This is a genomic window from Luteimonas arsenica (assembly GCF_004352825.1).
Lineage (GTDB): Bacteria > Pseudomonadota > Gammaproteobacteria > Xanthomonadales > Xanthomonadaceae > Luteimonas > Luteimonas arsenica.
Window position 1 is genome coordinate 1,063,928 of sequence record NZ_SJRW01000001.1, and the last position, 17,596, is coordinate 1,081,523.

The window sequence follows — 17,596 nt, forward strand, 5'->3', positions numbered from 1 at the left end:
CCCAGACCCAGAACCGGGCGCGCGCGCCCATGATCGTTGCCGTGCTTGCCGCCATCGTCGCCGCAGGCGCTACCATCGCCGCGGTTGCGGCACCGGGCGGCGCGACCGCCGCGCAGACGGACGCGCCGAAGCCGGCCGCCGCGACGGAAGCCGCCAAGGCGCCGCCGGTGCCCCTGCTCTGGAAGGTGTCCGACGAGGACAACTCGCTGTACCTGCTGGGCTCGTTCCACCTGCTGCTGCCCGACGACTATCCGCTGTCGCGCGACGTCGACCTGGCCTTCGCCGATGCCGAGAAGCTGGTGTTCGAGATGTCGCCGGAGGAGTTGGCCTCGCCGCAGCTGGGGATCCAGATGGCGCAGGCCGCGATGCGCACCGACGGCAGTACGCTCGACGAGCAGCTCGGCCCGGAGCTGGCGGCGAAGCTGGCGGACTGGGGTACGCAGAACGCCGCCCAGCTGGCCGCGACCGGCATGACGGTCGAACTGCTGCAGCGCTTCGAGCCCTGGTTCGTGGGCATGATGGTGACCATCACCCAGATGACCGGGATCGGCTTCGACCCGGCCCTGGGCCTGGACGCGCACATGGGCGGCCTGGCGCAGAAGGCGCAGAAGCCGACGGCGGGACTCGAGAGCGGCGCCCAGCAGATCGCCTTCCTCGACGGCATGGCCCCGGCCGAACAGCTGCAGATGCTGGAGCAGGCGCTCGACCAGGCCGAAGCAGGCGCGGACCAGATGCTGGCCCTGCACGCGGCGTGGAGGGCGGGCGACGTCGAGGCGATCCTCGATGGCACGGTGGCGGAATTGCGCCGCGATTTCCCGGAGCTGTACCGGGCGATCAACGTCGAACGCAACGATGCCTGGGTACCCAGGCTCGAGGCGCGCCTGCGCGAGGACGGCGAGGACGACACCCTCGTGGTCGTCGGTGCCATGCACCTGCTGGGCAAGGACGGCGTGGTCGAGAAGCTGCGCGCGAAGGGCTACACCGTCGAGCGCGTGTGCTCGGTGTGCGCGGCGCCGTGAGCACGGATCCCCGCGAGCGTTACCACGAGGCGATCGAGGCGCTCAACCGTGGCGACTGGCGCACGGCACAGTCGCTGTCGATGGCGCTGCTGCGCGAGGTGCCGCCGCATGCTGGCGTGTGCTTCGTGGCCGGGGTCGCCGCCCGCGAGCTGCTGCAGATTCCGCTGGCGATCGAGCTGCTGGAGCAGGCCGTGCGGCTCAATCCCGCTCGTCCCGATTACTTCGCGCAGCTCGCGCGCGCGCTGGCACAGGCCAGCGAGCCTTCGCGCGCCTACCAGGCCGCCGAGCGCGGAGCGGCGCTGCCGGGCGCCGACGCCACCACGCTCGATGCGCTTGGCCTTGCCTATACCGCCACCCACGCGTACGCGAAGGCCGCCACGATGTTCCGGCATGCCGCCGAGATGGCGCCGGACTCGGCGCGGTTCCAATACAACCATGCCACCGCGCTGATCCATGCGGGCGATACCGAAGGTGCGGAACAGGCGCTCGACGCCTGCCTGCGCCTGGATCCCGGCTACTGGAAGGCCTATCTCTCCCGCGCCCAGCTGAGGCGCCATTCGCGCGGCGACAGCCACATCGACGAGTTGCGCCGCATCCGCGACGGCCTCGGCGACGATCCCATGGCGCTGCTGTGCATCGACCTGGCGCTCTCCAAGGAGCTTGAGGATTGCGGCGAGCACGAAGAAGCGCTGGATCGCCTGGTCGCGGGCAAGCGCGCCTGGCGCCGGCATTCGCCCGCCTACACCAGCGCCACCGACGAAGCCCTGTTCGATGCGCTCGTGGAGGCCTGCCCCTCAAGTCCGCCCGAGGCCGGCTGTGACAGTCAGGACCCGATCTTCATCATCGGCCTGCCGCGCTCGGGGACCACCTTGGTGGAGCGTGTTGTCACAGGCCACTCGCATGTGCATGCGGCGGGCGAACTGCAGAACTTCAGCGTCGCGCTCAAGCGCGCCAGCGGGAGCATGACGCCGACGGTGCTGGACCTGGACGTGGTCGCGCGGACCCGTGCTGGCCTGGACTGGGGGGCGCTGGGCGAGGCCTACCTTGCCAGCACGCGGCCGGGCACGGCGGTGAAGCCGCGATTCGTGGACAAGCTTCCGCACAACTTCCTCTACGCCGGCTACATCGCGGCGGCCCTGCCGAAGGCGAGCATCATCTGCCTGCGCCGAAACCCCATGGACAGCGTGCTTGGCAACTTCCGTCAGCTGTTCGCGCTCGGGTCGCCGATGTACGAGTACTCGTTCGACCTTCTCGATACCGCGCGTTACTACGTCCTGTTCGACCGGATGATGCGCAGCTGGCAGGAGCGCATGCCGGGACGGATCCTCGAGGTTTCGTACGAGGCGCTGGTCGACGATTTCGAGACGGGTGCGCGTCGCGTGGTCGATTTCTGCGGCCTGCCCTGGGAAGACGCCTGCCTACGTTTCGAGGAGAACCCGACGCCGGTGGCCACGGCCAGCGCGGTCCAGGTGCGTGAGCCGGTGAACCGGCGTGCCATCGGGCGCTGGAAGCGCTATGAACGCCAGCTTCAGCCGGTGCGTGAGCTGCTGGAAGCCGCGGGGATCGACATCGCCGACTGAGGCGGCGGGACCATCGCGATGCAGTCCACCGGGCAGACCGGCACGCATAGCCTGCAGCCGGTGCAAAGCGGTTCCAGGACCACGTGCATGCGCTTGCTGCCGCCAACGATCGCGTCGACCGGGCAGGCCTGGATGCACTTCGTGCAGCCGATGCAATCGGCCTCGATGACCAGTGCGACCTCGGGCGGGCGATGCTCGCCGAGGTCGCGGTCGTAGGGCAGGGGCGGCACGCCCAGCAGCTTTGCCAGCGCCCGGGCCCCGGCGTCGCCGCCGGGCGGACAGCGATCGACGGCGGCATCGCCGGCCGCCATGGCTTCGGCATAGGGACGGCAGCCGGCGTAGCCGCACTGGCCGCACTGGGTCTGGGGAAGCAGGCGGTCGAGGCGCTCGACCAGGGCCTCGGAGGCGCGTGCGCCCATGGCGGGCTCAGCGCACCGGCATACCGGGCTCGGCGGCAGCGTCCGCGCCCAGCAGCGCCAGTGCGCCGCCGTCGAAGCCGGCCGACAGGATCATGCCCTCGCTCAGGCCGAAGCGCATCTTGCGCGGCGCGAGGTTGGCGATGAACACCACGCTGCGGCCGACCAGGGCGGCGGGATCGCCGTAGCTGGCGCGGATGCCGGAGAAGATCTGGCGCCTGCCAAGGTCGCCGGCGTCGAGTTCGAAGCGCAGCAGCTTGTCGGAGCCCTCCACGGATTCGCAGGCGAGCACCTTGCCGATGCGCAGGTCGAGCTTCGCGAAGTCGTCGATACCGATGGTGGCCGGCGCGGCATCGGGCGCGGCCTGCGCCTCGGCGGCCGCGGCGGCCTTCGCCGTGGAGGCGGCAGCCTTCGCATTCGCGCCTGCCGCGGCCTTGCCCGTGGTGGTGGCGTCGGAGGGCTTGAGGTCTTCCTTGCTGGCTTCGGTCATGGCGGCGATCTGCTTCGGGTCGATGCGGGTGAACAGCGGCTGGTAGGCCTGGATGCGGTGGCCGGTGAGGGGCGCGTCGAGGTCTTCCCAGCGCGCCAGCGGCGCATCGAGGAAGCCGGCGACCTGCGCGGCCATTGCCGGCAGCACCGGCTGCAGCGCCCCGGCGAGCACGCGGAACAGGTTCAGCCCCTGGCTGCACACCGCCTGCAGTTCCGCGTCGGCACCGTCCTGCTTCGCGATAACCCAGGGCTTGCGCTCGTCGATGTAGCGGTTGGCCTCGTCGGCCAGGGCCATCACTTGGCGCAGCACGCTGGCGGGCTCGTTGCACTCGTAGGCCTCGCGCACCGGCGCCAGCGCGGTGACGAAGCGCGCGTACATCGCAGGCTCCGGCAGCGCGTCGGCGAGCATGCCGTCGAAGCGCTTGCCGATGAAGCCGGCGCAGCGGCTGGCGAGGTTGACGAACTTGCCGACGATGTCCGAGTTCACGCGGGCCACGAAGTCGGCGAGGTTGAGGTCGATGTCGTCGACGCCACCGGCGGACTTGGCCGCGAAGTAGTAGCGCAGCGCCTCGGCCGGCAGCCCGGCATCGAGGTACGTCCGCGCCATCACGAAGGTGCCGCGCGACTTCGACATCTTGGCGCCGTCCACGGTCAGGTAGCCGTTGACGTGCAGGCGCGTGGGTGCGCGCAGGCCGGCGCCGTGCAGCACCGCCGGCCAGAACAGGCCGTGGAAGTTGATGATGTCCTTGCCGAGGAAGTGGTGCATCTCGGCCTGGCTGCCGGCGGCGGTGAAGGCGTCGAAGTCGATGCCTTCGCGTTCGCACAGTGCCTGGAAGCTGGCCAGGTAGCCGATTGGCGCGTCGATCCAGACGTAGAGATACTTGCCCGGATGGCCGGGGATCTCGAAGCCGAAATAGGGCGCGTCGCGCGAGATGTCCCAGGCGCGCAGGCCGCCTTCGCCGTCGACCCACTCCAGCAGCTTGGCCTTGACCCCCGGTACGGCGACGTCGCCGGCCAGCCAGTCGCGCAGGAAGGCCTCGAAGTGGCCGAGTTCGAAGAAGAAGTGCTCGCTCTCGCGCAGTTCGGGCGTGGCGCCGCTGACCACGGAGCGGGGTTCGATCAGCTCCGTGGGCGAATAGGTGGCACCGCAGTGCTCGCAGTTGTCGCCGTACTGGTCGGCGGTGCCGCAGCGCGGGCAGCTGCCCTTGACGTAGCGGTCGGGCAGGAACATGCCCTTGACCGGGTCGTAGAGCTGGGCGACCGAGCGCCGGGTGACGTGGCCGGCCGCATCCAGGCGCTGGTAGATCGCTTCGGTGATCGCGCGGTTGCGGTCGGAGTTGGTGGAGTCGTAGTTGTCGAAGGCGACGCCGAAGTCGGCGAAGTCGCGCTCGTGCCCGGCCTGGATGCCGGCGACGAAGGCCTCTGGCGTGGTCCCGGCCTTCTCGGCTGCGAGCATGATCGGCGTGCCGTGGGTGTCGTCGGCGCAGACGTAGTGCACGGTGCCGCCGGCCATCCGCCGCGCGCGCACCCAGACGTCGGCCTGCACGTAGCCGACCAGGTGGCCGATGTGCAGGGGACCGTTGGCGTAGGGCAGGGCGTTGGTGACAAGCGCGGGGCGAGGCATGGCGTGCTGGGGTGCGGAGGGAGGCGGATTATCGCACGGCGGTCATCGCATGCCGGGCTGGCGCCCCCGGACCCGGTGAGGGAGTGGGGCCCCTGAACGACAAGGGCCCGGCGGTGGCCGGGCCCTGCATGGATCGGTGTCGCGCTTAGGAGGTCAGATCCGCTCCCAGACCTGCGACTTGCAGATGAAGGCCACGCAGCCGGAGACCTTCAGTTTCGCGCCGCCTTCGACCAGCTCCATCTTCGACTTGTAGACCTTGCCCTCGTCGGGTTTGAGGATGGTGCCGCCCGAGAAGCCGGAACGGTCGGCCTTCATGCCGCGGATGATCTCCATGCCGGTGATCGGCTTGCCCTTGCGGTCGTCCTTGCACTTGTCGCAGACGGGGTTGGGCTGGCTGGGATCGATCAGCTCGACGATGCGGCCGCTGTAGCTGCCATTGGCTGCCTGGGTGATCTCGACGATCGACTTCGCCTTGTTGGTCTCGTCGTCGATGGTTTTCCAGCGGCCGACGGGCGAGGCCTGGGCGAAGGCGACGGCGGGGAGGGCGAGGAGCAGGGGCAGGACAAGCTGGATCGGACGCATTCGAGACTCCGTGGGGTGCGGCCCCCGGGGCCGCGATGGGCAAGTTATACCGCAATGGTGGCCGATGCGGCGTCCACGGCGCTGCGCGCCGGAAAGCAGAGGGCCCCGCTTGCGCGGGGCCCCCTGGTGCTGCAGGAAACCGCTTGGCCCGATCAGCGGCCGAAGTGGTAACGGGCCTCCAGGTAGAACGCACGGCCGTACACGTTCCAGACTGAGCTGTTGTACGGAGCGCCGCTCGTATTCGGGTACGAGTCGTCGATCGGCGGCATCTTGTTGAAGACGTTGTTGACCAGCACCGAGAAGCTGAGCTTCTCGATCGGTGCCCAGGTGACCGTCGCGTTGTAGGTCGTGAACGAGCCGATCTTGTGGGACAGGGCCTCGCCGTAGCCATCGATGACGCGGGCGCGATAGTTCGGCGTCGCGCCGGTCCAGTTGGCGTACAGCGTGGACGACCAGTTGTTCTTCATCCACGTCAACGACGCGTCAGCCTTGCGCTGCGGATCCGAAGTCCACCACGGGCTGCGCAGCATGTCGACCATCGGGTCTTCCGCATACTGCTGGTACTCGTGGTTCAGCTTCTGCGTGTAGTTGGCGCGGACGTTGAACTCGCCCACCACGCCTGCGTCGAAGGCATAGTTGACGCCGGCGGTGAGCGCCTCGAGCGTCTGGCGCGAGACATTGACCTTCGGCGTGTAGATCTCGTTCACGTTGCCGGTGGCCCCGCGGGTGATCTGCGACAGGGTCATCTGGCAGAGCATCGAGTTGATGTCCTCCAGGCCGGTGCGGCAGCGGTATTCCTGCAGCAACAGGCTGTCGGGGCTCTGCTGGGTGACTTCGTCCTCGATGTCCCAGCTGTGGTAGTCGAGGCTGAACGACATGCGGTCGATCGGCGCCCAGACCACGCCCGCGCTCCAGACGTCGGCATTGATCGGATCGAGCTCGGTGCTGCCTTCCTGGATGCCGAACACCTGGCGGTTGGAGAAGGCCGCGGGGCAGCGCGTGGTGTCGCCCGGCTCGAAGCCCAGCTGCGCGCAGTTGTAGTAGTCGGTGACGAAGGTGTAGTAGCCGCTCTCGCCCTGGTAGAGGTCGGACAGGGTCGGCGAGCGGAACGCCGTGCCGTACTTGCCGCGGAGCAGCAGGGTGTCGCTCGGGCGCCACTCGAGGCCGAGGCTGTAGGTCGGCTTGTCGATCGTGCGGCCGGAGGCCTTGAACGAGTCGTAGCGGCCGGCCAGGGTCACGGTCAGCGGGTCGAGCACCGGCATGCGCAGCTCGGTCACGACGGCATAACGGTCGCGATCGCCACCACCGGCGACTGCGGTGGTGCCCCAGATGTCACCGTTGAGGTAGCCCGGATGCGGCGTGTAGTCCCAGGACTGCTGACCGTACTCCAGTGCCACGGCGATGCCGGCGTCGCCGCCGGGCAGGCCGAACAGGCTGGCATTGGTGACCTGTGCGCGGACCATCTCGTCCACGGTCTTGCTGCGCGACACGGCATAGCCGGTCATCGCGGCGAAGTCCTCGGGCGAGATCGGCTGGTAGAACGCCGCATAGTCGGGTTCGAAGATCGGGTAGGCGCCGAACAGCGGATCAACGCCCAGCTGCGGGCCGAGGACGCGATCCTGGAAGTAGTTGTTCATGGCCTCGGCCCAGCGGACCCAGCCGTGCTCGTTGAGCTTGTAGTCGGTGCGGGTGTAGCCGATGTCGTAGTCCCAGGCCGATTCGCCGAAGGTGCCGTTGATGCCGAGGGTGACGCGGGTCGATTCGCTCTTGTCCTGCTGCATCGAGTTGTTGAAGCCGCCCGGCCCCATGTCTTCCGGGGCGAACGCGCGCTGCAGGCCCAGGTAGGAACCGGACGGAAGCGTCGCAAGGCACGCCGGATCCGGATCCTCGCCGCAGAAGTACTCGCCGTACACCGTCGCGATATCGTTGCCCACACGCGGATCGAAGTAGTAGCCCCATCCGGGGCCGGTGCCCCACCAGGTGTAGTTCGAGCCGACGTGGTACTTGACGGTCTCGCGGCTGTACAGCGCGCTGGCGTACAGCTGGGTGGAGTCGTTGATGTCGAAGGTCAGGTTGCCGTAGGCCTGGGTGGCTTCCTTGGCGTTGAGCAGGGTGCGGTAGCCGGGGCTGTTGTACGAGCCGCAGTAGTAGCCGTCACCGAAGCCCGGACGCTCGACCATGCCTTCGCCGCCGTCGAACAGGTGCTCGACGTTCGAGCAGTTGTTCGGGTCCAGCCACTTGTAGCTGGTGAACGGGCTGTGGACCAGGAAGTCACGGCTGGCGGGACGCGCGCCCTGGCCGCCATCGAAGTAGGTGCTGGTCATGTCGCGCTGGTAGCCCCAGATCGCGCTGCGATCCTCGTACTGGCCACCAAGCAGGATGTTCAGGCGGTCGTCGGCTGCTGAGAAGCCGGTGGCGACGCTGGCGCGGAAGCTGTTGCCGCCGCCCTCGCTGTAGCCGCCGCCGCGGATGTTCAGCGCGACGCCATCCATGCGCTTCTTCAGGATGATGTTGATCACGCCCGCGATCGCGTCGGAGCCATACAGCGAGGACTGGCCGCCGGGCAGGATCTCGATGCGCTCGATCAGATCGATCGGAATACCGCTGATGTTGTTGAAGGTGTCGGAGCCGTTGTACAGCGCCGGGTAGTTCGCCATCGGGCGACCGTCGATCAGATACTTGACGTAGCCGGGCGGCAGGCCGAACAGGCTGACGGTCTCGGCGCCCTGGGTGAACGAGGCGGACGACTGCGCGCCCTGCACGCCACCGGTGGCGAACGAACTCTTCTGCAGCACGTCGGAGACGCTGGTGAAGCCGCGAGCCTGGATATCCTCGGCCGTGATCACGGTGACCGGGGTGAAGGTCTCGATCTCCGTCTGCGGAATCAGCGAGCCGGTCACGGTGACGCGGTCGAGTGTCGTGGCGCTGCTGGAAGTGGTGGTGCTCTCGTCCTCGGTGGCCTCCTGGGCCATCGCGAGGCCCGAGACGGACATCGTCAGTGCGGCGACGAGCGCCACGCTGAGCGAATTGGGCTTGAGGCCGTTACGGCTCTGTTCAGTCATTGCTGATCCCCTGCGCTTTAATAAATATCTGTTTTTATTGGGTTTTTATCCCGATTGAATGCCGTTGCCCCCCTCCCTGGGCGCCGCGGTCAATCGGAACTTAACACGCACTTAACCGTATTGCCATAGTGCTGTGGTCCGTATAAAAGCCGCCGGCTTTTGCCTGAATTCGCGATGGGAGGGACATTGGAGCAAGCTATGCGCCCCAGTACCGATGCCGAGACCGCAGGAGAAGAAGTGCAGACCTCAAGCAAGCAGGCCCAAGCCGGCGCGCGGGTACCCGCCCACGCAGTCCAGGGGGCCCTCAGGCCGCTGCCGCGGGTCCGCAACATCCTTGCCATCGGCTCCGGCAAGGGCGGGGTCGGGAAGTCCACCACCGCGGTCAATCTGGCGCTGGCACTGGCTGCCGATGGCGCGCGGGTCGGCATCCTCGACGCCGATGTCTACGGCCCCAGCATCCCGACGATGCTGGGCCTGTCGGGTCGGCCGGAGAGCCCCGACAACAAGTCGATCCTGCCCATGCGCGCCCACGGCATCGAGGCCATGTCGATCGGACTGCTGGTCGAGCAGGACACGCCGATGATCTGGCGCGGTCCCATGGCCACCTCGGCGCTGACCCAACTGCTCAACGACACCCTCTGGGGCGGCGACGAGGGCCTGGACTACCTCATCGTGGACCTGCCGCCGGGCACCGGCGACATCCAGCTGACCCTGGCACAGAAGATCCCGGTGGCCGGCGCGGTGATCGTGACCACGCCGCAGGACGTGGCCACCCTGGACGCGCGCAAGGGCCTGAAGATGTTCGAGAAGGTCGAGGTCGCGGTGCTGGGCCTGGTCGAGAACATGGCCGTGCACGTCTGTTCGAACTGCGGCCACGCCGAACACATCTTCGGCGAGGGCGGGGGCGCGCGCATGGCGGAGCAGTATGGCGTGCCGCTGCTGGGTTCGCTGCCGCTGGAGCGGGCGATCCGCGAGCACGGCGACGCCGGTACCCCGGTGGTGCTGGCGGCGCCGGATTCGCCGGCGGCCGCGGGCTACCGGGCACTGGCCGTCAGGCTGGCCGAAGAGCTGGCGAAGCGCCCGCGCGCGCCGGCGACGATTTCCGCGTCCCTGCTTTGAGGGCGCGGTGCCGGGCGGTCCGTGCGACGGATGCCGTCCCGGTCGCCTTTCCCTACAATCGCGGATCTGCCCCGGCCGCTCCAGTCGCCGGGTCTCACACCCGGGAGCCGCATGAGCATCAAGTCCGACCGCTGGATCCGTCGCATGGCCGCCGAACAGGGCATGATCGAGCCCTTCGAGCCCGGCCAGGTCAAGTTCGCCTCCAAGGGCGGCGCCGGCGACGAACGCATCGTCAGCTACGGCACCTCGAGCTACGGCTACGACGTGCGCTGCTCGCGCGAGTTCAAGGTGTTCACCAACATCAATTCGACCATCGTCGACCCGAAGCACTTCGACCCGGGCAGCTTCGTCGACATCGAGGCCGACGAGTGCATCATCCCGCCGAACTCGTTCGCGCTGGCGCGCACCGTCGAGTACTTCCGCATCCCGCGCGACACCCTGGTGGTGTGCCTGGGCAAGAGCACCTACGCGCGCTGCGGGATCATCGTCAACGTCACCCCGCTCGAACCCGAGTGGGAGGGGCACGTGACGCTGGAGTTCAGCAACACCACGCCGCTGCCGGCGCGCATCTACGCCAACGAGGGCGTGGCGCAGATGCTGTTCTTCCAGTCCGACGCCGACGACGTCTGCGAGACCTCGTACAAGGACCGCGGCGGCAAGTACCAGGGCCAGACCGGGGTCACCCTGCCGCGCACCTGAGCCTTCAGGTCAGCAGCGCGGACTGCAGTTCGCGCACGCGTTCGACCAGGGCTTCGGGCGCGTAGGGGCGCGCGGCAACCCGCCCCCAGACCGGCGCCGGCCAGGCCGGGTCGTGTTCGAAGCGGGCGATGACGTGCACGTGCAGCTGCGGCACCAGGTTGCCCAGCGCGGCGACGTTGAGCTTGTGCGGCTGGAACACGTCGAGCAGCAGCTGCTCGCAGCGGGCGATCTCCTCCATCAGCACGACGCGCTGCTCCGGATCGAGATCGGTCAGTTCGCGTGCGCCGGGCACGCGCGGCACCAGCACCAGCCAGGGGTAGTTGTCGTCGTCCATCAGCTGCAGGTCGCTGAGCTTCAGGGCGGCGACCGGATGGCTGTCGGCGGCGAGCTGCGGGTGCATCGCATAGGGTCCGGGTTGCGGTGGACTGTGCCTGGACATGCCTGCCTCCTGTCAGTGGCCCGCGGCGGACGCGAACGCGCGCCGCAGGAAGTCGAGGGTTCGGGTATGCGCCAGCCGCGCGCTGGCGGCGTCGTGGTGGCGCGGGTCGACGTCGCGGTTGAAGCCGTGGCCGGCGTCGTAGACGTGGATGGTGGCGGCAGGCTGGGCGTGGCGGTGGGCCTCGATGTCGGCGGCCGGGATGCTGTGGTCGCGGGCGCCGAAGTGGAACAGCATCGGTGCCCGCAACGGCTCGTCGAGGAAGGGCACGGTGCGCGCGCCGTAGTAGCTGGCCGCGGGCAGGCCGAGGCGGGTGTTGGCGAGGTAGGCGACGCTGCCGCCCCAGCAGAAGCCGACGACGCCGATGTCGCCGTCTCCGGCATCGGTACCGCCGCGGCCACCAGGCGCGGCTTCGGCCAGCAGGCTGCGCAGCTGCGCGGCGGCGGCCTCCACGATGGCCACCGCGCGCTCGAAGCCCAGGGAGGCGGCCAGGGCGCGGCCGCCCTCGAAGCCGGCCTCGTCGTAGGCCAGTTCGACGTCGCGCTCCACCGGGTCGAACAGCGCCGGGGCCAGTGCGAGCAGACCTTCGCGGGCGTAGCGGTCGGTGACCGCGCGCATGTGGGCGTTGACGCCGAAGATCTCCTGGATCACCACCAGGCCACCCAGCGGCGCCCCGTCCGGCCGCGCCAGCCAGGCGCCGACCTCGCCGATCCCGGGAACCTCGAGCCTGGTACGCATGCCCATCGCCAGCTCCGCTGCCGGCCGGGCGGGCCGGCCTTCGCCACGGATTCTAGCCCCGTGCCCCTGCAGGCGCCGCCCCGGGGGCGGCCCGCCGGGTGGCCGCTATAATCGCGGCGCGAAATCCACCTCCGGCCGGCGATCCCGCGGCCCAGCAGCGAGCCCAGCGCCAGCGCATGTCCACTCCCTCCGTTTCCGCCGCCAGCCCCCGGGTCGGCTTCGTCAGCCTTGGCTGCCCCAAGGCCCTGGTCGATTCCGAGCGCATCCTCACCCAGCTCCGGGTCGAGGGCTACGAGCTGTCGCCCAGCTATGACGATGCCGACGTGGTGGTGGTCAACACCTGCGGCTTCATCGACTCCGCGGTGGCCGAGTCGCTGGACGCGATCGGCGAGGCCATGGCCGAGAACGGCAAGGTGATCGTGACCGGCTGCCTGGGCAAGCGCGCCGACGTGATCCGCGAGGCGCACCCGGGCGTGCTTTCGATCAGCGGCCCGCAGGACTACGCCAGCGTGATGGACGCGGTGCACGCCGCGCTGCCGCCCAAGCACGATCCCTTCGTCGACCTGGTGCCCGCGCCGCGGCTGGCCGCCGAGGACTACGCCGACGGCATCAAGCTGACGCCGAAGCACTATGCCTACCTGAAGATTTCCGAAGGCTGCAACCACCGCTGCAGCTTCTGCATCATTCCCTCGATGCGCGGCGACCTGGTCTCGCGCCCGGTCGATGAAGTGCTGCGCGAGGCCGAGCGCCTGGTGCGCGGCGGCGTGCGCGAGCTGCTGGTGGTGTCGCAGGACACCTCGGCCTACGGGGTCGACCTGCGCTATGCCGCGCGCACCTGGCAGGGCAGGGAGTACCAGACGCGCATGAAGGCGCTGTGCGAAGGCCTGTCGGAGCTCGACGCCTGGGTGCGCCTGCACTACGTCTACCCGTATCCGCACGTCGACGACGTCATCGAACTGATGACGCAGCACAAGGCCGACGGCACGCCGCGGCTGCTGCCCTACCTCGACATCCCGTTCCAGCACGCCAGCCCGCGCATCCTGAAGCTGATGAAGCGCCCGGGCGCGGTCGAGCGGACGCTGGAGCGGGTGCAGTCCTGGCGCGCGGCCTGCCCGGAGCTGACCGTGCGCTCGACCTTCATCGTCGGATTCCCGGGCGAGACGGATGCCGAGTTCGAGGCCCTGCTGGACTTCCTGGACGAGGCGCAGCTGGACCGCGTCGGCGCCTTCGCCTATTCGCCGGTGGAGGGCGCGGCGGCCAACGCGCTGCCCGACCCGGTGCCGGAAGAGGTAAAGCAGGAACGGCTGGCGCGCTTCATGGCGCGCCAGGCGGAGATCTCCGCGCAGCGCCTGGAGGCGAAGGTCGGCACGGTGCAGCGCTGCATCGTCGACGCGATCGACGGCGACCTCGCGATCGCGCGCTCGATGGCCGATGCCCCCGAGATCGACGGCCTGGTGCAGGTGCAGGATGGCCGCGAGGCCGGCCTGCGCCCGGGCGAGTTCGCCGACATCCGCATCATGGGCAGCGACGAGCACGACCTGTACGGCGAAGTCGAATACAACGACTGAGCCGGCAGCCGAACCGGGGCAGGGAACGCGTCAGTCCGCGGGATAATCCACCGCGACCAGCACGAAGCCGCGGCGCCCACCGGGAAGCTCCGCTTCCACTTCGTCGTCGACCCGCTTCTTCAGCAGCGCCCGCGCAAGCGGCGAGTCGATGCTGATCCAGCCTTTGGCGGCATCGGTCTCGTCGGGTCCGACGATGCGGTAGGTCGCGGATTCGCCGCTGTCCACGTCCTCGACTTCGACCGTGGCGCCGAAGTACACCGCGTCCGGATCGGAGGGGACGGTGTCGACCACACGCAGTTCCTGCAGCCGTTTCGACAGGTAGCGCACCCGGCGGTCGATCTCGCCGAGCTGCTTCTTGCGGTAGGTGTACTCGGCGTTCTCCGAGCGGTCGCCCTCGGCCGCGGCGGCGGCGAGCGCGCGCACCACTTCGGGCCGGCGCAGGCGCCAGAGTTCGTCGAGTTCGGCCTTCAGGCGCGCGTGCCCGCCCGGCGTGACCAGGGCGGTGGCCTTCTCGGGCGGCGGTCGCCAGCGTCCCAAGGCGGCGTCAGCGGGCCGCGGCCGGGCTGCCGCGGCGCAGCGACGGCCCGCCGTCCTCGGGCGCGAGTTCGTCGTGCGAAGGCATGGCGTATCGGCGTCGTGGCTCATCCGCGACGTGCGGGACGAGCAGCAGCTGGCCGCTGCCGGGTTCGAGCGACCACAGGCCCTCCGATTCCGCGGCTCCGCCTGCGGGCTTGCTTTCGCGCAGGCGGTAACGGCCGTCCACGCCGATCACCAGGTCGACGCCTTCGGTGCTGAAACCGCCGGAAAAGCCTTCGACGTCGAAGTCCGGATCCGGCGAAGGCGCTGCGGCATCCGGCGACACCGTGTCGAGGGACGCCTGAGCGGTATCCGCAGCGTCATGCTGGCAGCCGGCGAGGATGGAAAGTGCAGCGGCAAGCAGCGCCGCGGACACCCGATTGGAAGACATGCGACAAACCCGTCTGGACTGCGGCCAGTGTCGCCGTCGGCCCGTGGTGGCAGCGTGGACCGGGCACGGGCCCGGGTAGGGTGCCGTTCACTTTTTGCCGGTGATGCCGCCGAAGATGCCGCGCAGGATCTGCCGCCCGATCTGGTTGCCCACGGTGCGCGCGGTCTGCTTGGCCATGGTCTCGACCATACCCTGGCGGCGCCTGGTGCCGAACACCGCGTCCTTCACCGACTGCGCGAAGCCGCCGCCTGCCTCCTGTTCGTCCTGCTTCGCGGTGCGGGCCTTCGGCGCGTTGGCCTGCTCGGCCATGGCCTCGGCCTTCTTCGACAGGATCTCGAAGGCGGATTCGCGGTCGACCGCGGTGTCGTACTTCGCGCCCACCGGGCTGCCGGCGCGCACGCGCTCGCGCTCGGCCTCGGTGATCGCGCCCATGCGGCAGCGCGGCGGCGCGACCAGGGTCTGTTCCACCGGCATCGGCGCGCCCTTGCCCTGCAGCGTGGACACCAGGGCCTCGCCGGTGCCGAGCTGGCCGATGGCCTTGGCCACGTCCAGCCCGGGGTTGGCGACGAAGGTCTCGGCCGCGGTGCGCACCGCCTTCTGGTCGCGCGGGGTGTAGGCGCGCAGCGCGTGCTGGACGCGGTTGCCGAGCTGGCCGAGCACGTTGTCGGGCACGTCGTCGGGGAACTGCGAGCAGAAGTACACGCCCACGCCCTTGGAGCGGATCAGGCGCACCACCTGCTCGATGCGCTGCAGCAGGGCGGCGGGTGCGTCGTTGAACAGCAGGTGGGCCTCGTCGAACACGAAGACCAGCTTCGGCTTGTCGAGGTCACCGACCTCGGGCAGGGTCTCGAACAGCTCCGACAGCAGCCACAGCAGGAAGCTCGAATACAGCCGCGGCTTCAGGATCAGTCGGTCGGCCGCCATGATGCTCACCACGCCGCGGCCGTCCGTCGTGGTGCGCATGATATCGGCCAGCTCCAGCGCGGGCTCGCCGAAGAAGGCCTCGCCGCCTTCCTGCTCCAGGCGCAGCAGGGCGCGCTGGATGGCGCCGACCGACTGTGTGCTGACCAGCCCGTACTGGGTGGAGATGGCCTTGCGCTCCTCGGCCACCAGGGCGAGCAGGGCGCGGAGGTCGGCGAGGTCGAGCAGCAGCAGGCCGCGGTCGTCGGCGAGCTTGAACACGATGTCGAGCACGCCCGACTGGGTGTCGTTGAGCTCGAGCATGCGCGCCAGCAGGGTGGGGCCGATCTCGCTCACCGTGGTCCGCACCGGGTGGCCGGACTTGCCGTAGATGTCCCAGAAGATGACCGGGCTGGCCTCGGGCGCGTAGCCGTCGACGCCGATCATCTCCGCGCGCTGGCGCAGCTTGTCGCCGATCTCGCCGGGCACCGCCAGGCCGGCCACGTCGCCCTTCACGTCGGCCAGGAACACCGGTACGCCGATCCGCGAGAAGCCTTCGGCCAGGGTCATCAGGGTCACCGTCTTGCCGGTGCCGGTGGCGCCGGCGACCAGGCCATGGCGGTTGCCGAACTTCGGCTGCAGGAAGACGCGACCGCCGGTGTCGGGCAGGGAATCGGGCTGGGTGACGGCCTTGCCGACGAGGATCGGGTCCATGGGGGCTCCTGTTCGTGATGCCCGGATTCTAGCGACAAGCCGCTGCACGGCGGTGGCCGGCACGGGGCCTTTGCGCTCGCGGGAGGCGGCCGCTACCCTGCCGGCTCGCTCCAGAAGTCCCGGTTGTCGAATGCTCCCACAAGCCCCCGTCCTGCGCCGCGTCGTGCTCGCCACGGCCGTCGCCCTGCTTGCTTCCCACGTTCCCGATGCCGCCGCCCAGTCCAAGCGCGACCGCGCCGCCGCCGAGGCGCTGGCTGAGCGTATGGCTGCCGCCGAAGCCCGCTACCGCGAATCGCTGGTGAAGGCGGCCAATGCCGATCCCGCGGCCATCGAGGAGGGCAACGCCGCGCTCGAGGACATGGAGGACGTGATGCTGGCCTGCGAGAAGCAGCGCGGCTGCCAGCTGGCCTCGATGCTGTCGGGCTGGAAGCGGCTGCTGAAGGCGCAGGCCGACGACGCCGCCGGCGTCGGGGAAGACGATTTCGGGCCCGACGGCCTGGACGAGGACGGCATGCCCACCGGCGACGTGCCCGAGGCCGCCAGCGCCGCGGCCCTGCTGAGCGAGGACGGCCAGCGCTTCGTGCGCATGGTGCAGTTCAATCCGGCGGTGCAGGAGGGCATCCGCCGCTGGCTGACCGACATGCGGGTCTCGCTCATCACCAGCCACGAGAACTACCAGTACATGCGCCACCTGATGGCCCCGGCCTTCGAGAAGCGCGGCCTGCCCGAGGCGTTGCTGTTCGGGATCATGGCGAAGGAGTCCAACGGCCGCGTCCACGCCGGTTCGCGCGCGGGCGCGGTAGGGCCGCTGCAGTTCATGCCCGCCACCGGCCGCCGCTTCGGCCTGGGGCCCGACGGCACCGGCTTCGACACCCGCTACGACCCGGCGCAGTCCGCCGATGCCGCCGCCGCCTACCTCAGCGAGCGCTTCGCCGAGTTCGGCAACGAGGTCGAGAAGTGGCTGGCCGCCTACAACGGCGGCGAGGGGCGCGCCAAACGCATCCACGACGCCAGCGGCGGCCGCCAGTTCTGGGACGCCGACGTCTACAGCCAGTTCCCCGCCGAGACCCGCGACTACGTGCCGATGGTGATCGCCGCGGCCTGGCTGTACCTGCATCCGCGCGAGTACGGCCTGAGCTTCCCGAAGATCGACGTGCGGCCGACGAACTTCGTGCTCGCGCGCCCGGCCTCGATCTATGAGCTGACCGTGTGCATGGGCGACAGCGGCAGCCGCAACGGCTACATGCGGCAGCTGCGCAACCTCAACCCGCGCTTCGAGGCCGACCAGGTCATCCCCGCCGGCGCCGTGCTCCAGGGCACCACGCGCATGGCCGCGCTGTACAAGCGCTGGTGCGCCCAGGGCCGCCGCGCCGACCTCGCGCACCAGCTGATGGGCAGCAGGACGGATTCGGCCCTGGTGCGCACCGGGCCGATCGAGGTGCTGCCGGCGTCGGGCCCGGTCACGGTCGCCACCGGCGTGCCGACCCGCACGTCGGCGCCGCGCCAGCACCGCGTCGCACGCGGCGACACCCTGGCCAGCATCTCGCGGCGCTATGGCTGCGACTCGAAGCGGCTGGCGCAGGCCAACGGCCTCAAGGCGCCGGCCTATGCCATCCGCACCGGCCAGCAGCTGCGCCTGGAGGGCTGCAGCCGCTGAGCGGGGCGGCGCGCTCGTGCGTCGCC

Annotated in this window: 15 protein-coding genes; 6 read left to right on the forward strand and 9 right to left on the reverse strand. The window is 69.6% G+C overall.

Annotated elements, in window-relative coordinates:
- Positions 1-29: 29 nt before the first annotated feature.
- Both E2170_RS04815 and E2170_RS04820 read left to right on the forward strand, forming a co-directional pair.
- Positions 30-1,019 (forward strand): TraB/GumN family protein, encoded by a 990-nt coding sequence (locus tag E2170_RS04815; RefSeq protein WP_133000021.1) that lies wholly within the window; start codon positions 30-32, stop codon positions 1,017-1,019.
- Positions 1,016-2,599, forward strand: coding sequence for a tetratricopeptide repeat-containing sulfotransferase family protein (locus E2170_RS04820; RefSeq protein ID WP_243708053.1), 1,584 nt, complete (start codon positions 1,016-1,018; stop codon positions 2,597-2,599). The genes E2170_RS04815 and E2170_RS04820 overlap by 4 nt, the downstream gene beginning before the upstream one ends.
- Here the strand turns inward: E2170_RS04820 and rnfB are convergent.
- From rnfB to E2170_RS04840, 4 genes are all read right to left on the reverse strand, one after another.
- On the reverse strand, positions 2,548-3,018 hold the full coding sequence (gene rnfB / locus E2170_RS04825; protein ID WP_132999470.1) for an Rnf electron transport complex subunit RnfB: 471 nt from the start codon (positions 3,016-3,018) through the stop codon (positions 2,548-2,550). The genes E2170_RS04820 and rnfB overlap by 52 nt on opposite strands.
- A 7-nt stretch (positions 3,019-3,025) precedes the next feature.
- Complete coding sequence (gene metG, locus E2170_RS04830; protein WP_132999471.1) at positions 3,026-5,128, reverse strand: methionine--tRNA ligase; 2,103 nt, start codon at positions 5,126-5,128, stop codon at positions 3,026-3,028.
- A 153-nt stretch (positions 5,129-5,281) separates the two neighbouring features.
- Positions 5,282-5,710, reverse strand: coding sequence for a DUF2147 domain-containing protein (locus tag E2170_RS04835; RefSeq protein ID WP_132999472.1), 429 nt, complete (start codon positions 5,708-5,710; stop codon positions 5,282-5,284).
- A 152-nt stretch (positions 5,711-5,862) separates the two neighbouring features.
- Positions 5,863-8,772, reverse strand: coding sequence for a TonB-dependent receptor plug domain-containing protein (locus E2170_RS04840; RefSeq protein ID WP_207914916.1), 2,910 nt, complete (start codon positions 8,770-8,772; stop codon positions 5,863-5,865).
- Positions 8,773-8,946: 174 nt separating this feature from the next.
- Here E2170_RS04840 and apbC point away from each other — a divergent pair, with 174 nt between their 5' ends.
- Positions 8,947-9,891 (forward strand): iron-sulfur cluster carrier protein ApbC, encoded by a 945-nt coding sequence (gene apbC / locus E2170_RS04845; protein ID WP_425477827.1) that lies wholly within the window; start codon positions 8,947-8,949, stop codon positions 9,889-9,891.
- Positions 9,892-10,002: 111 nt separating this feature from the next.
- The gene (dcd, locus tag E2170_RS04850) at positions 10,003-10,590 is read left to right on the forward strand and encodes a dCTP deaminase (RefSeq protein ID WP_132999474.1); all 588 of its coding nucleotides are present in this window, start codon (positions 10,003-10,005) and stop codon (positions 10,588-10,590) included.
- A 4-nt stretch (positions 10,591-10,594) separates the two neighbouring features.
- Here dcd and E2170_RS04855 read toward each other — a convergent pair whose 3' ends face one another.
- Both E2170_RS04855 and E2170_RS04860 read right to left on the reverse strand, forming a co-directional pair.
- Complete coding sequence (locus E2170_RS04855) at positions 10,595-11,029, reverse strand: HIT family protein (RefSeq protein WP_132999475.1); 435 nt, start codon at positions 11,027-11,029, stop codon at positions 10,595-10,597.
- Between the two features lie 12 nt (positions 11,030-11,041).
- Entirely contained in the window at positions 11,042-11,770 is a 729-nt protein-coding gene (locus E2170_RS04860; protein ID WP_132999476.1) for a dienelactone hydrolase family protein, read from the reverse strand.
- A 170-nt stretch (positions 11,771-11,940) separates the two neighbouring features.
- Here E2170_RS04860 and rimO point away from each other — a divergent pair, with 170 nt between their 5' ends.
- The gene (rimO, locus tag E2170_RS04865) at positions 11,941-13,332 is read left to right on the forward strand and encodes a 30S ribosomal protein S12 methylthiotransferase RimO (RefSeq protein ID WP_132999477.1); all 1,392 of its coding nucleotides are present in this window, start codon (positions 11,941-11,943) and stop codon (positions 13,330-13,332) included.
- Between the two features lie 30 nt (positions 13,333-13,362).
- Here rimO and greB read toward each other — a convergent pair whose 3' ends face one another.
- From greB to E2170_RS04880, 3 genes are all read right to left on the reverse strand, one after another.
- Positions 13,363-13,869 carry a transcription elongation factor GreB gene (greB, locus tag E2170_RS04870; protein ID WP_132999478.1) on the reverse strand — a complete coding sequence of 169 codons (507 nt, stop codon included), beginning with the start codon at positions 13,867-13,869 and terminating at the stop codon, positions 13,363-13,365.
- Positions 13,870-13,876: 7 nt separating this feature from the next.
- Positions 13,877-14,299 (reverse strand): hypothetical protein, encoded by a 423-nt coding sequence (locus E2170_RS04875; protein ID WP_132999479.1) that lies wholly within the window; start codon positions 14,297-14,299, stop codon positions 13,877-13,879.
- Between the two features lie 87 nt (positions 14,300-14,386).
- Positions 14,387-15,913, reverse strand: coding sequence for a helicase HerA-like domain-containing protein (locus E2170_RS04880; protein WP_132999480.1), 1,527 nt, complete (start codon positions 15,911-15,913; stop codon positions 14,387-14,389).
- A 130-nt stretch (positions 15,914-16,043) separates the two neighbouring features.
- Here E2170_RS04880 and E2170_RS04885 point away from each other — a divergent pair, with 130 nt between their 5' ends.
- Positions 16,044-17,570 carry a transglycosylase SLT domain-containing protein gene (locus E2170_RS04885; RefSeq protein WP_132999481.1) on the forward strand — a complete coding sequence of 509 codons (1,527 nt, stop codon included), beginning with the start codon at positions 16,044-16,046 and terminating at the stop codon, positions 17,568-17,570.
- The last annotated feature ends 26 nt before the right edge of the window (positions 17,571-17,596 follow it).

Excerpts from the sequence above, each read along its gene's own strand:
- rnfB (WP_132999470.1), bottom strand. The coding sequence starts at position 3,018 with ATGGGCGCACGCGCCTCCGAGGCCCTGGTCGAGCGCCTCGACCGCCTG.
- dcd (WP_132999474.1), top strand. The coding sequence starts at position 10,003 with ATGAGCATCAAGTCCGACCGCTGGATCCGTCGCATGGCCGCCGAACAG.
- metG (WP_132999471.1), bottom strand. The coding sequence starts at position 5,128 with ATGCCTCGCCCCGCGCTTGTCACCAACGCCCTGCCCTACGCCAACGGT.
- apbC (WP_425477827.1), top strand. The coding sequence starts at position 8,947 with ATGGGAGGGACATTGGAGCAAGCTATGCGCCCCAGTACCGATGCCGAG.
- E2170_RS04860 (WP_132999476.1), bottom strand. The coding sequence starts at position 11,770 with ATGGGCATGCGTACCAGGCTCGAGGTTCCCGGGATCGGCGAGGTCGGC.
- E2170_RS04855 (WP_132999475.1), bottom strand. The coding sequence starts at position 11,029 with ATGTCCAGGCACAGTCCACCGCAACCCGGACCCTATGCGATGCACCCG.
- E2170_RS04885 (WP_132999481.1), top strand. The coding sequence starts at position 16,044 with ATGCTCCCACAAGCCCCCGTCCTGCGCCGCGTCGTGCTCGCCACGGCC.
- E2170_RS04840 (WP_207914916.1), bottom strand. The coding sequence starts at position 8,772 with ATGACTGAACAGAGCCGTAACGGCCTCAAGCCCAATTCGCTCAGCGTG.
- E2170_RS04815 (WP_133000021.1), top strand. The coding sequence starts at position 30 with ATGATCGTTGCCGTGCTTGCCGCCATCGTCGCCGCAGGCGCTACCATC.
- rimO (WP_132999477.1), top strand. The coding sequence starts at position 11,941 with ATGTCCACTCCCTCCGTTTCCGCCGCCAGCCCCCGGGTCGGCTTCGTC.
- E2170_RS04880 (WP_132999480.1), bottom strand. The coding sequence starts at position 15,913 with ATGGACCCGATCCTCGTCGGCAAGGCCGTCACCCAGCCCGATTCCCTG.
- E2170_RS04875 (WP_132999479.1), bottom strand. The coding sequence starts at position 14,299 with ATGTCTTCCAATCGGGTGTCCGCGGCGCTGCTTGCCGCTGCACTTTCC.
- E2170_RS04835 (WP_132999472.1), bottom strand. The coding sequence starts at position 5,710 with ATGCGTCCGATCCAGCTTGTCCTGCCCCTGCTCCTCGCCCTCCCCGCC.